The organism is Leptospira vanthielii serovar Holland str. Waz Holland = ATCC 700522, from assembly GCF_000332455.1.
GTDB classification, from domain to species: Bacteria; Spirochaetota; Leptospiria; order Leptospirales; family Leptospiraceae; genus Leptospira_A; species Leptospira_A vanthielii.
On record NZ_AOGY02000027.1, the window covers coordinates 32,975 to 46,815 of the forward strand.

General features: G+C 40.1%; 12 protein-coding genes. 1 reads left to right on the forward strand and 11 read right to left on the reverse strand.

The features are described from left to right. Positions 1-42: 42 nt before the first annotated feature. Positions 43-807 (forward strand): LIC13411 family adhesin, encoded by a 765-nt coding sequence (locus LEP1GSC199_RS05675; RefSeq protein WP_002978927.1) that lies wholly within the window; start codon positions 43-45, stop codon positions 805-807. 2 nt (positions 808-809) lie between these two features. Here LEP1GSC199_RS05675 and LEP1GSC199_RS05680 read toward each other — a convergent pair whose 3' ends face one another. From LEP1GSC199_RS05680 to LEP1GSC199_RS05730, 11 genes are all read right to left on the reverse strand, one after another. Then, positions 810-1,172: an LIC13410 family lipoprotein gene (locus LEP1GSC199_RS05680; protein WP_002978821.1), complete on the reverse strand. Its 363-nt coding sequence runs from the start codon at positions 1,170-1,172 to the stop codon at positions 810-812. Positions 1,173-1,206: 34 nt separating this feature from the next. After that, positions 1,207-2,460: an MFS transporter gene (locus LEP1GSC199_RS05685; RefSeq protein ID WP_039926192.1), complete on the reverse strand. Its 1,254-nt coding sequence runs from the start codon at positions 2,458-2,460 to the stop codon at positions 1,207-1,209. A gap of 3 nt (positions 2,461-2,463) precedes the next feature. Further along, a complete protein-coding gene (locus LEP1GSC199_RS05690) occupies positions 2,464-3,144 on the reverse strand; it encodes a biliverdin-producing heme oxygenase (protein WP_002978971.1) in 681 nt (226 codons plus the stop codon). 80 nt (positions 3,145-3,224) lie between these two features. Continuing rightward, positions 3,225-4,355 carry a hypothetical protein gene (locus LEP1GSC199_RS05695; RefSeq protein WP_002978949.1) on the reverse strand — a complete coding sequence of 377 codons (1,131 nt, stop codon included), beginning with the start codon at positions 4,353-4,355 and terminating at the stop codon, positions 3,225-3,227. Then, a complete protein-coding gene (locus tag LEP1GSC199_RS05700) occupies positions 4,352-5,128 on the reverse strand; it encodes a GNAT family N-acetyltransferase (protein WP_002971868.1) in 777 nt (258 codons plus the stop codon). Before LEP1GSC199_RS05700 ends, LEP1GSC199_RS05695 begins: the two co-directional genes overlap by 4 nt. A 76-nt stretch (positions 5,129-5,204) precedes the next feature. Further along, a complete protein-coding gene (locus tag LEP1GSC199_RS05705) occupies positions 5,205-6,923 on the reverse strand; it encodes a hypothetical protein (RefSeq protein ID WP_002978989.1) in 1,719 nt (572 codons plus the stop codon). Then, a complete protein-coding gene (polA, locus tag LEP1GSC199_RS05710) occupies positions 6,910-9,729 on the reverse strand; it encodes a DNA polymerase I (protein ID WP_002978867.1) in 2,820 nt (939 codons plus the stop codon). Before polA ends, LEP1GSC199_RS05705 begins: the two co-directional genes overlap by 14 nt. Continuing rightward, the gene (locus LEP1GSC199_RS05715) at positions 9,726-10,832 is read right to left on the reverse strand and encodes a glycosyltransferase (protein WP_002978932.1); all 1,107 of its coding nucleotides are present in this window, start codon (positions 10,830-10,832) and stop codon (positions 9,726-9,728) included. The genes polA and LEP1GSC199_RS05715 overlap by 4 nt, the downstream gene beginning before the upstream one ends. Position 10,833: 1 nt before the next feature. After that, positions 10,834-11,376, reverse strand: a complete 543-nt coding sequence (locus LEP1GSC199_RS05720; protein ID WP_002978816.1) for an ATP-binding protein — start codon at positions 11,374-11,376, stop codon at positions 10,834-10,836. 159 nt (positions 11,377-11,535) lie between these two features. Continuing rightward, positions 11,536-13,086, reverse strand: coding sequence for a glutamate--tRNA ligase (gene gltX, locus LEP1GSC199_RS05725; protein ID WP_002978833.1), 1,551 nt, complete (start codon positions 13,084-13,086; stop codon positions 11,536-11,538). Then, positions 13,083-13,796: a hypothetical protein gene (locus tag LEP1GSC199_RS05730; protein ID WP_002978974.1), complete on the reverse strand. Its 714-nt coding sequence runs from the start codon at positions 13,794-13,796 to the stop codon at positions 13,083-13,085. The genes gltX and LEP1GSC199_RS05730 overlap by 4 nt, the downstream gene beginning before the upstream one ends. Positions 13,797-13,841: the final 45 nt, after the last annotated feature.

The following is a 13,841-nucleotide window of genomic DNA, read 5'->3' on the forward strand; positions in this document are numbered from 1 at the left end:
TTTTGATTCCGAAAAGTAGAAAATGAAAAAAACTGGAAAAGAATGCGATTCATCGGACTCCTTCTTAGTCTCTCCCTATTTCTACAATGTGCAACTTATTGGAAAAATCGTAAAAATGATTTCCAGGATATTGTGACTGTTGGTGCCGAAACACCCATGTACGGAGCAGCAGTTAAAGTGGGTCCACTTCCTATTGGAGTTCTTTTCCAAGGTGGGGAATCCGAGATGGGGAAAAAAGATTTGGGTCGAGGGATTGGACTTAGGGGAGGCCAGTTCGGAAGCTACCACTCCCAACAGCTCGTCTTTGGTATATTAGGCGGTGAGAGTTTCCATTCGGGCCTTCCCACAATGGACGCCAAAGGAAATTGGCTCGTGGATAAAAAGGGAATCCCTCTTACCAAAGAGGAAAGGGCCAATGTAAAAAGTTATAAGATGCGGTATTATTCTTATTGGTATGATCCAGTGAAAGATCGTAAAAAAAGAAAAAAAGAACATTTTCGTCGTGAGTTAACTTACGATTTGGTGGCGGCAACAGGACAAAAAGAATTTTTAGTGTATCTTCCTCAAGAAGACCAAAAACCATTCGGGTATCCCCCTGGTTTTTCTTGGAATGTCGAATTGGCTGCTGGTATTTATGGAGGTGCGAGACTTGGATTCAATGTGGCAGAAGTTTTGGATTTTTTGTTGGGATTCACCACCGTTGATTTGTTAGATGATGACGTGGAAGGAAAAGTCAAACCAAGTTTCCCTGGTTTTCCTTTTCCCGCGCCAACCGATACGGAAACAGAGTCTCCATCAGAGGAATGATTCTATAGTTTGAAGTCTTTGGCTGTGATTTTGTTTTTTGGATCAAATGTGAGTTTCAAAAACTTTTCTACTACATCTGGTTTTTCTTTCAAAGTGTAGTATTGTTCTGGAACATCACGATCTTCTGCAAAATACCATACCATAACGGTTCCGCTAGGATCAGATGTTTTTTCAGTAGATTTTCCAAGAACAGCTTCTGTTTTTACCAAACCATCCCCGACTTTAATCATATCGATTTCCAATTTACGAAGTGCTGTGTGTGGATGGACTTTAGTGCTTCCTGCTTGTACTTTGTTTCCAGAGGAACAGGAAACTAAGAATAGAACCGAAGCCAATGTGCTGAGTATCAAAAGTTTTTTGATCATATACCCTTACCTTAAGATGGACTAAACAAAGATTCTACAGGATGGGATCAGGGTTGGCAAGTGATATCTTTTCTCTTTCTTCATCGATTCTGCCCATTTTTCCCAAAATCTTTTTGAAAAATGGAATGGTTAAAAACACAAGGCCGATCTCCAAAAATCCAAAAAAGAAAGAGAGGGCAGAAAAACTATAAGTCGGTGGCAAAATTGATTCAAAGACCATTTGCATCTGTACAGAGACAACAGGCCCTAACATAAATCCAAGCGAACCCACACCGGTAAAGGCTGACATGGTCGTTGCCGTAAGGCCAGGTTTTGACATTTTACTGGCAAGCATCATGGAAGGAACAAACATCACACCTGCACCAATCCCGCAAATGAGTAAAAAAGTAAATAGATACCAAAACTCATTTGTAGTTCCCGAAAGCCCTAAAAAGATTCCATAAATGGTCGATCCTACTAGCACTAAAGGCAAAACGCCTGTTTTGCGAGAGAGGAGGGCTGATGGATAAGAAAGTAAACTCATAGGAAAGAGGACCAGTCCTAAAAACACGCCGAGCATACCTGGATGAAATGCCAAAGTTTCCCGTAAATGGATATTGAAAGAAGAAATAATAAACCCAACAGTAAAACGATCGATGAAGTTGAATAAAAATGGAACAAACAAAAATGGATTTTCGAAGATGGCGACTTTTAAGTCACTTAACTTAAAGTCTTTGATTCTATGAATACCTTTGTCCTTTAACATAAGCAAACTCATCAAACCAACAAAGATTAGAATTCCTGAACCGACGTAAAATGGCAGAAGTGGATTTTTTCTTCCGAGAATTCCGAGTGGCATTCCGAAGGCACCACCAAGGGATAAAAACATCCCTGTGATTCCCATAAGAATTCCTTTACCATAGTAACGTTTGTTCTCTGGATCATTTTCACGATCGGCTGCCGAGCTAAGTAGGAGTCCAATGATGAAGATATGAGCTGCTCCCTCAAGGAACCTTAAAGAAAGAAAGAGTCCCATATCGGTGACAATCGTGAGTAGATAAAAAAGTCCTGCGTCCAAAAAACAGAAAAAACTAATGAAGTACTTTCTGTTTTTAAAACGGTCAGATATGATTCCCGCAATCGGAGCGAAAAGAAAGGATCCTAACATGGGGATACTCGTGAAATAAGCTACATCCCAGTTGGATCCAAGTAAACGATCCTTAACTACATCCTTTACTACCGGTACAATCATTGTTACCGGTAACATTGATAAAAAAACTAAAGTTACTAAAGTATACGGGAATCCCAAAAATTAACCTGCTGGCAGTAGAGTCTGATAACGATCCATTCCAATATTTTCTTTTAAATCGGAATCGAGTTCAATGAACAAAAACTTATTCAAATCAAAAGTGGCTTTTGCCTCTTCCAATAGTTCTGCTTTTTGTGAATCGTTCAAAGGGAGGGTATCCAGGTTTTGGCGATAGATTCCTTTGAATGCCATAAGATCTTCGATTTCAGGAAATTCATAAAATGCAGTTCCTTCATTCCCTTCCAATTGGAAAGTTTTTGCTACTACTTTTTTGATGGACTGCCCACCAGAAAGATCTCCCAAGTAACGGACGTAAGCCTGTGCGACTAGAAGTTCTGGTTTGGTTTCTGCTATCTTTTTGATATGGTCAATATACGACTGTGTAGCTTTAGATACGACACCACGGAGTTTTGTATTAAATTTCTTTTGAAAACTAGTGATATCTTCTTTCAGAGCTTCCTCACGGAACAAAGTAGGAAAATAAAGTTTGGAAAGGATCGGGTTGTCTTTGTTCTGGCGGTAGAGTTCTTCCATCACTCGGTATACAGCAAGTAGGCTTTCTAATTGGTAAGTATAGGTTTGGGCATCAAGGCCCCCTCTAAAAATTGCCCGGAGATAAGGGACCTTTTCGGTTTCTTGGTGTTTTTCAGCGGTTCCTTCTCGTAACATCATTGCTATGGACATAATGGCTCCTCGTTTCTTTATATGAGAATCAATCTCATATATGACACTACCCTGACAATCGCCAGACCTGTCAAAGAAAATTATAGGGAATCTTCCTGGGTGGGAGAATTCCAAAATTCGAGGGGGGTGTTTGCCCTTTGTTCTGGATAGAGAAAGTAAGAGAGAAAAAAAACCAGAATGGAAACCAGAATTCCAATGGTCGCAAGAACCACGTCCTTGCCCACTTTGCGGAAGGTGTCGAGGTAAGGAAGGTCCTTGTAAGTGATGACGTTCAAAATGATCTCCCTACCGGCAAGGAGGCCGAGAAAGGCCCAGGTAGTGGACATGGGGACATTACTTATGTACTGGAAAAAAAATAACAAACTACCATACACCAAATCAACGATGGTGGCGGCCTTGGCCCACTGGATGTCCGACTTTTCAGAGACCACTCTTTGGATGGTTCCCCCATTTGTGCGGATGATGATAAGGAGTGCTACAATCAGAATGAATACTGCTGTTAAGAATTCAATCAGTCCCAACTGGCGGGGTAAAAAGACTGCGATATTGGCTGTGTCTTGGAGTAACCATGCCACCCATAAATACATAGTGGAAAGCCATTGTAACTGGGACCACCTTCTTTCCGTTACTGGGTCTGGAGTGTGGACTTCATGGTATTCGTGGGGATCTACTTTTACAAGAATCGCCCAAACCACAATGGCCACAAGAAAGGCAAGGCCATATCCAAAGAAGGATTTGGTTAACATTTGATCAATGCTTTTTCCACCAAACAATCCTAAGACGAGAAAGGTTGTGGAAACGGGAGCTCTTAGTCTTGTGATGACTACAAGTAATACGGGAGCGAGTAGTTGGAGTAGGTTGAATTCTTTAGTTTCGGGAATGGAATCTAGTCTATGGAAGTGGATTTCACCACCATGCAAAAACCAAGCAAACAAATGAACTAAAAATAAAAGGCCACCGAAGACGAGAATCTTTTGGAGCCAGTGGACCGATTTTTTACTCTCGATAAAGGTTCCGATGGTTTGGACTGCATCGTTTCCGGCCACAGAGAACGATGCAATCGCAAAGGAAAACCATCCTAGATAATACCGAGGAAACCCCAGGAAATAACCGGCACAGATTGTAAAAACCAAAAACAGGGCAAAAACAAAGAATCGAACTTGGTCTTTTTTTGTTGGGTGCTGGTAATCTATTTCCTGGTTAGGGCTCATGCATTCATATAGTGTTTCGCATATCTCTCGGTAATTTCCTTGCGGTCGAAAAGAATAAACACGTCTGTAGTACCAAAAACAGAATCCAGTGCAGGAATTCCACAGATTTTAGCACCCACTCGAAGGTATCCTTTCAAAAGTGGAGGGATATTTTTGGAGATCGTCTTAGGATCTTCTACGTGAAAATTAGCATCAAATCCCGGAAGGACAAAGTCAGGATTTGGATACACACGAAATTCTTCAGGAGCAATCGCTTCTTTCGCTTTTAAAAATCCGTAAGATTGTGAAGCAACTCCTGCATCAGTTGAGTGAATGGATCCGCAACCCATCAAATAACGAACATTATGTTTGTTCATGAATTCAGCAAGGCCTTGCCAGAGGAGTGAAATCACCGAACCATCTCGGTATTCAGGGTGGACACAAGAACGTCCTACTTCTGCAATTTCATCTGGTAGGTTATAAATAGATGTGATATCAAATTCGTTTTCACTGTAAAAACCAATTCCGTTTTTTGCATTTTGACGTGTTAAAATACGGTAGGTTCCTACAATTTTTTTGTCATCTGTAGATTTATCGATAACAATTAGGTGATGGCAGTACAAATCGTACTCATCTCGGTCTTTACGAGTTGCAGAAGATTGTGGCAGACCTTCTCCCATTTCTAAGTTAAACACTTCATAACGGAGTGCAAGTGCTCTTTCAATTTCCAATTGGTTTTCAGCTAAACGAACTTCTAAGATTCGTTCTGTTTTGTTGATTGTATTTGGTTTCATCGGATTCTATCCTCTTGTTTATCTTGCCTATAAGGTAAAATGGATCGGTTACGACAATGTGACAATAAGGTGAAAATCAGTTTGCTTCGTCGGTTGTTGTCACATTACAAATTGGTGACAGAGATTGTGATGTTAGACTCCGATACAAAGAATATTCAATCGAAATATTTTTCTGATCCTCAGTTGGAAGCACTGCTAAATATCCATTAAACGAACATGGTTCTAGACCCGAAACGGAAGTAGTAAAAGCCGGATGATACTTTTGATTGAAAACTAAAGTCTCCCCTTTTTTTAAAAAATCAAATTCAACGTGATCTGGTTTCCATGTTTTTGGAACATACTCTTGTTTGGTGGAGAGAAGGTAGAATTCGCCTTTATAATCTTTATCGCCTATCGTTTGATTCGTAAAATAGAAAGTTATATTTTCATAAATATCATTCGTCGATAGGTTTGCCTTTAGTGCAGGCAACATTTTGGAATCGGAACCATAATTGGGAACGGTCGGAACAGTGATTGGATAGTGATTTTGATTTTGGATAGAAACCTTAGGCAAAGGAAGAATAAAAATTTCAGAAAGAAACTTGGTATTCATTCTCCTTGTGTCTTGCGCATGAAGCAGCAAACAGAGTATAGTTACTATACCGAATCCTTTATGAAATTTTTTAGGAACCAGATTCCCAAGGTTTTGAAATCCTACCGCCAAACACCAAATATATAAAAATACAGCACTAAGACTCCATCTAGGATACACTCGTTCTAAGGAATAAATTGGTAGGTGTTCCAAGATTGCTGCGGGTGAGTAGGTGGAAGTATTTCCGGCCATCAGCCATAACACAAGTACTAGGAGAAATAGAACAGAAACCATCTTTTTCTTATTCAGGAGGAGCAGAGGGGAAAGTAGGAGGGGAACTTGGCCTAGATAATTTCCATACTCCCAATACCGGTATTGCATTTGGGATAGAGATTGGGCAAGTAATGGATGTTGAGAGGATCCAAAAAAAATAGGATAGTAGTCTTTCCAATCTAACGAAAATTGGTCTGCGACAAAATACCTACCCGCGGAATGGATGAATTGGTACATGGGGAACCATTTGACGGCGAGAATTCCTAAAACAAAGAGTGAGAGTTTTGCCAATCGCCAGATCGAGTTTCTGGGTGAATCGGAAAGATACACTTCTCTGATTCCCAAAAAGAAAACAAGGAATGCTGTTTGGGAAAGGGGGTAAATACTTCCTTCGGATAACAAAATATAGGTGATGGTGACAATTAAAATGGCAACGGCCCCATTTTGTTTTTTAGTAAAACTAAGAATGTAAAATACAAGAGCCGGTAAAAATAGTCCAGGGATTTGGTTTAAGTGGCCGGCATAGAATTTTTGAAATACAAATCCAGAAAATTGAAATATCAATGTGAAAAGTATAGAAGCCAAAACATTTGATTTTGTATAAATCCGAAAGGAGTGGAAATTGAGAATTCCAGATAAGATAAAGTAAAATAGAAAACTAATCTTTAGTGCGGTGAGTGTGGGAAAAAAAAGAACAAACAGATGGGTGAAACTTGCCATTTTGCTCGTTGGGTTTTCCCAGACAGGAAACCCAGCTCCATAATACGGATTCCATAATGGGAAGATGGTACCAAATTCTAAGAAGGATTTTCTTAAGAATTCGACATGGAAACTATACATATCCCAGTCGAATCGACCATAGAGGTTATCGTTTAAGAATAAATCCTTCGTATTCCAAAGGTAAAATAGAAAAAAGAGAAGGAGTAAGGCAAAAGGCCTAATGCGCTTCATCCCAGTTACCGCCAAACTTCCCTTGGGCGACAATGGGAACTTTTAGTTTCATTGCAGATTCCATTTCCTCTTTGGCCATTTGGTAGAATTCTTTTTTTTCTTTTGGATCTACTTCAAATACTAACTCATCATGGACTTGGAGGATGAGTTTGGAACGAAATGATTCTTTTTTGATTTTGTTTTGGATCTGAATCATCGCGAGTTTGATCATATCCGCAGAAGTTCCTTGGATGGGAGAATTGATGGCGACACGTTTGGCAGCTTCACTGGCCATTTTATGTTTGGAGTGAATGTCTGGAAGGTAACGCCGACGACCAAGTAGTGTTTCTACATAGCCGTGTTCTTTACAAAACTCAACAATTTCTTCCATATAGGTTCCCACACCTGTGTATGTGGCAAAATATTTTTCAATGAATTCTTTTGCTTCTTTACGACTAATCCTTAAGTTGTTGGAAAGTCCAAAGGAAGTGACCCCATAAATCACAGAAAAGTTAACCACCTTCGCTTTATTTCGCATATCGGGAGTTACTTGGTCTTCTGGAATTCCAAAAAGGCCGGCTGCGGTTCGTTTGTGGATATCGGCTCCTGATTTGTAAGCATCCATCATTTGAGGATCATTGGCAAAGTGGGCCATAATTCGGAGCTCAATTTGGCTATAGTCTAGAGATAGGATTTCAAATCCTTTTTTTGCAATGAATCCTTTTCTGAGTAACCTTCCCTCTTCATCTTTGATGGGGATGTTTTGTAAGTTGGGGTTAGTGGAGGACAACCGACCTGTGGCCGCAATGGTTTGGTTGTAACTTGTATGGATTCGACCGGTTTTGGGATTAATAAGTGTGGGTAAAGTGTCCGTATATGTGGATTTGAGTTTGGAAAATTTTCGGATCTCTAACAAATGATCGATGATGGGGTGTGTGCCCTGAAGAGATTCCAATACAGAATGGTCTGTGGAGTATCCAGTTTTTGTCTTTTTATCCGAGGGAAGTCTTAAGTCTTCAAATAAAACAGTTTGTAGTTCTTTCGTTGAGTTGATGTTAAATGGTCTTCCCGCAAAAAAATGGATATTTTTTTCCTGTTCTTTGATTTTTGCCTCGAAGATTTTAGAAAGAGATTCGAAGTATCCTGGTTCGACCGCGATCCCTTCAAATTCCATATCGGCGAGTGTGAGTAACACAGGCATTTCAATCTCAAAAAAAAGTTTTTTATGAATGCCTTCCTCCATTTTTGGAGAAAGTACATTATGAAGTTGTAAGGTAATATCTGCGTCTTCGCAGGCATATTCGGAGACTTTTTCGGGGTCAATGTCGTATAGGTTTTGTTTTTTTTTGCCTGTGCCAACTAACTCTTCATAAGTGATGGTTTTGTAATCCAAATAATCGACGGCCATATCGTCCATATTATGACGACGTTCTCCAGGATTTAAAAGATAAGAGGCAAGCATTGTATCAAAGTAAATACCTTCAAGTTCCAAACCGTAATTACGAAGTACTAACAGATCGTATTTGATGTTTTGTCCAATTTTTTTCCACTTAGGGTCAGTTAACATTGGTTTCAAAACAGCAAGTCCTTCTTCTGGTGTTGGGAGGAGGTGGCTATAAATAGATTCTGGATGAGAGAAGGCGATATAATAACCAACACCGGGTTCCTGGGAAAAAGAAACCCCTAACAACTCAGCAAGCATGGGATCAGAAGATGTGGTTTCTGTATCCACAGAGATGGGTTTCTTCGGATCTAATTTTGCGACTATCTTTTTAAGATCATCTAAAGTCTGGATTCGTTTATAACTCTTTTTCTCTACCGCAGAACCTTTGTTTGGTTTAGAGTCTGTTTCTGCAGTCGCTGATCCTTCTGTAGTTTTTTTTCCTTTTTTCCCCGTAGTCGGTTCGGGGCTTACTTCTTTGTTATCCCCATCGCTAACAATCGGGATTCCCGCTTGTTTGGCAAGGTCGCGGTGTAGGACATTATACCCTTCGTCTTTGAAGTATTGCACCTTAGCCGGTTCATGATAGTTGGGTACCTTTAAATCAGATTTTTTAATATCTAGTTTGAGGTTTGTCACTATGGTTGCGAGTTTTCTGGATAAAAATGCATTTTCTTTATCAGCGGCTAGTTTATCAATGAGGGATTTGTTTTTAACTTGGTCTAGTTTTTTGTAAATGGTTTCTAGGTTTCCAAATTCTTGGATGAGTTTGGCTGCTCCTTTTTCTCCCACACCTTTGACACCGGGAATGTTGTCGGAGGCATCACCGAGAAGCGCCATATAGTCGGTAACTTGTTCTTTGGTGATTCCAATATTTTTTTCTACCCACTCAGGGTCGATCTTTTCAAATTCGGAAACACCACGTTTCCCACGTAACATGTGTATGTTTTTGTCAAGAACTTGGTATAAGTCTTTGTCACTGGATAAAATAACGATCTCTTCAAAATCTTTTGCAAATTTTTTACACAAAGATCCAATGATATCATCGGCTTCAATTCCATCCAATTTGTACATGGGGAATTCCAAAGCCTTTAACATTTCATAGATTTTGTGAATTTGAGGTTTTAGATCCTCAGGCATTGGTTTTCTATGGGCTTTGTAGTCCTCATACAAATCATTTCTTTCTAGTCTTGTGCCCGGGTCGAATGTGAAAGCAATATGAGATACTTTTTCATCTTGCAGGAGTTTGAATAACATCCTCCAAAATCCGAAGATAGCACCACTCGGAAGTCCTGTTTTGGAGTTGGTGAGGTTGGATGCAGCGAAGGCAAAATAAGCTCGGAAAGCCAAGGCATGGCCATCAATGATCAGTAGTCTTCCACTCATGTTCCTTCTCCGTACAAAGTATCTCCTAAAAAGGAATAATAGATTAGTTTTGTTTTTTCAACTGTTTTGGTAACAGAAAATCGTTTGACTGAAGTTTTGTTGAAAATTCCGAACTTGGTTCGTAATTCTTCGGAGCCAACGAGTTTATCTAGGCCTAAGGCAATGTTCTCTGCATCTCCCACCGAACAAACGTAAGCCCCTTCATTATGATCCAACATTTCTCCAATCCCACCACCATTTGTGGCAACAATCGGAAGGCCTGAGGCCATAGCATCTAAAACAGAAGTCCCAAGTCCTTCTTCTTTGGAAGTGAGTGTGAAGATATTAAATAAAGAAAGTAGAGCAGGGATATCTTTGCGATAACCAGTAAAAATCACTTTGTCGGTGATTCCCAATTGTTCGGCCTGGTTTTTGAGTTTGGTTTCCAGTTTTCCATCACCTATGATCATTAGGCGGAAGTCAACGTTAGTTCTCATCTTTGCTATTGCGTTGAGTAATGTTTCTTGGTCTTTGTGGTCCACAAGGGCTGCCACATTTCCGATCACAATGCATTTTTTGGGAATATGAAATTCTTCTCTTAAGTATTCATGAGGGACGGATTTCGAAAATCTTTTTAAATCAATTCCCGAATAAACTGTGATGATTCTTTCTGGAGCAATTTTACTTTCCATCATCACTTCTTTGATCTTTTGGGAAACCGGCAAATAATAGTCGTTTGCTGGATGTTGGTACTTCCATCTAGAAAAAAAACTGGATTTTGGTTTGAAGTCCACTCTACGAGATACAATGAGAGGGATGTTTAAGTGGTTTCGTTTGGCAAGTAGGGCGAGCGTATGTGCATGGGCCGTATGTGTATGAATTAATTTTACATTTTTGGAAATACAGAGAGAGCGAATATTCTTATATGCCTTTCTATCCCATTCCCCGCGCATTTCGATGGGAACAAATTCATATCCATTTTCTTTGCATTTGGTTTCTAAAGGAGAGCCAGGTTGGCCTACAATGATTTGTGAGATTTTGAAAGTAGCTAGTCCTTGGACTAAATAATAAAGCTGTTGTTCTCCACCGCGCCATTCGCGGGAAGTATTGATATGAAGGATCAAATTATAAGTGTTTGGAACGGTCGTATTCGAGAGCGATGATGGAGCCCATAACTTTGAACCCCGCCGGAGCTTCGTCTACCATTCCTTCTCCGTGAAACATTACTTTAACGGAGTCCATCATGGCATTGATAATTTTCAATCCTTTTCCCATGTTCTTATGTTTTTGGCCTGAACCATTATAAGGAAGGGTGTCCGGTTTTTTACTTTGGTGGTTTTTGATGTGGTCGAGAAAGGTACTAAAACATTGTGATTGGTTTGATCTAAGCAGGTCTTTGTCTGTGTCGGGAAGGGAACCTTCTTCCGAAAGGCCCGATCCATAATCCAAAATATAAAGAGTGAATTTTGAGGAATCGATTCGCCAACGACAGATGATGGTTTCGTCACAGTGACAAGAAACATTGGCACTCACCGCATTGGTAAGCGCCTCGTCGGCTGCCAGTTCAATGTGCATGATATTGTCTGCGCTAAACCCATTGTCTTCTAGGGTGCGTTTGAGCTCGGTTCGGAAATGTCTGACAGAGGACATATCGGGTGGTAGGAACATCGCATACGATCCTACAGACGGGCATAACAAATAAGGTAAAACTTCAGATGGTGCTGTCAATGTCCGCCTTGTCCCCCCGCTTCTGTTTATATTACACGAAAGAGAGGGAGAAAAAAAGTCAAAAATCCTTTAAATGGGAACAGTAAGGGAAAAAAATTCCTAAACCGTGATTCCCAAGGCCAAAGCGAGCTGTTCCATCCGTTTGACAAGTTTCTCTTGGCCAAGAAGGCTAAAGAGGATGGGCAGTTCTAACCCGTGGGATTTCCCCGTAGTGATGGCTCGAATTGGCATAAAGAGGGTTCTTCCCTTTTCTCCAGTCGTTTCTCCCGCCTTTGTCATGGCTTCCTTGTATTCATCGGGAGTCACTAAGGCATGGGCTTTGACATATTGATAAAAAGCAGAAACCACAGCTTTGCCGTTTCCTTCTAAAACCAGTTGTTTGGCCTCATCATTTTCAAATTGGAGATTTTCTAAAAAGAATTCTTCGATATAGGGCGGGGCTTGGATGAGGCGATCCAAATACACACGAACGGAATCCAAAATGGAAAGGAGTTGTGGATTGGTTCCTGACTTAAAGGTTTCTGGGATTTGGCAATCTTTGAGAAATGGTTCGAGTTCCTTTCCTAAAGTTTCAATGTTTACATCGCGAATGTATTTATTCGACATCCAATTGAGTTTTGATTTAGGATTTAAATATTCTGCAAGTCCAAGAAGGGATAACTTATTAAAATCAACAGTTTCCTTTTCTTCTTCTTTTAGTTTTTTAAATACATCAAAGGTCGCAGGGGATTTGGAGCAGCGTTCCACATCAAAGACGGAACAAAGTTCTTCGTCACTCATGTATTCTTTCCCATCGGGAGAAGTCCAACCGAGTAGGGCCATATAATTTCGCATGGTATCACTGGAATAACCGAGATCACGAAATGCAAGAACCGATGTGGCACCCGCACGTTTGGATAGTTTTTTCCCATCGGTTCCAACGATTTCGCTAGCATGAGCAAAACGAGGGAGAGGAAAACCAAAGGCTTCAAAGATCAATATTTGGCGCGGTGTGTTGGAGAGATGTCCCACTCCCCGAATCACGTGTGTGATTTTCATAAGAGCATCATCGATCACCACAGCATAGTTATACGAAGGAAATCCATCCGATTTGACTATGATAAAGTCACCAATGAGTTTGGATTCAAACTTTACCTTTCCTTGGATCATATCGTCTACGATCACAATTTTATGCGGAGTTTTGAACCTTACCGTGAAAGGAATTTTATTCTCAATTTGGGATTGGATTTCGGCATCTGTTAAATCCGAACATTTTCCATCATAAATATAAGGAATTCCCATCGCATCGGCTTGTTTTTTTTTGCCGTCCAGTTCCTCTGCGGAACAAAAACAACGATAAGCTTTTTTATCAGCAATCAGTTTGTCTGTGTATTCTTTATAGATAGGAATTCTTTCGGACTGAGTGTACGGGCCGTTCGGACCACCCACTCCAGGACCTTCGTCCCATTCCATTCCGAGCCATTTTAAAGATTCCAAGATGATTTTGAAAGAGGCTTCGGTGGACCGGTCTTGGTCCGTGTCTTCGATACGAAGTAAAAACTTTCCTTTTTTGGCTTTTGCGTATAAATAATTGAATAGGGCGGTTCTTGCTCCTCCTACGTGGAGAAATCCCGATGGGGATGGGGCAAAGCGAGTTCGAACTTCTGTCATTTCATTTCCTCTTTGAGTAAAAAATCTCCGATCCGCTTGTAACCAAAAGGTTCTTTTGTTTTGGAACTGAGTCCATTGGTATACGGCGGAACAAAGAATAATTGTGTATTATTATCTTTATAGATAAGTTTGAAAAAAAGTTTATCAGATTCTGTTTCGTTCCATTCATAACGAAGTTGTAAATAGTCGTAATGATTCGAAACATTTTCCGATTGGATAGTATTGTTTGTTTGTTTGGTAAAAACAGTGGAAGAGGAAAAAAATTCCATACTTCCCAAACTATGTGACCAACGGTTATCACCACCAAGTGTGGAACGAATTCCTTCTTCGATGAGTTGTCCTGTATCTCCACCTAATTCAAAAATGTCGAACTCTTCGATTTGAGTTTTGTTTTCTATTGTAATTGTTTTGTTTTCCAATAACGCAGAGAGAGTGGATCCTTTGGTTTCTGAAGCGTAGGATTCGGTATAAACAAAAAGAATTCGTTTTTCGGATTCTTCTTTTTTAAATTTTCCAACTTTTCTGTTCCAAATGATTTTATAAGATTCAAAAGGTTCGTTTCCGAATTCAGCTTTTACGTTTGATAAAAAATGATTGTCGTAAGCAAGGAAACTGAGCTCAATTTTCTCTGCATATCCGGTAGATTTTCCAGGTTCCCATTCAATGAATCGGAAGTGAGAAGACCCTTCTTTGAAAAAGGATGGGTTCATTTTCCGAGGAGATTTAATATATAAAACAGAAGCGGGAATTTCTGA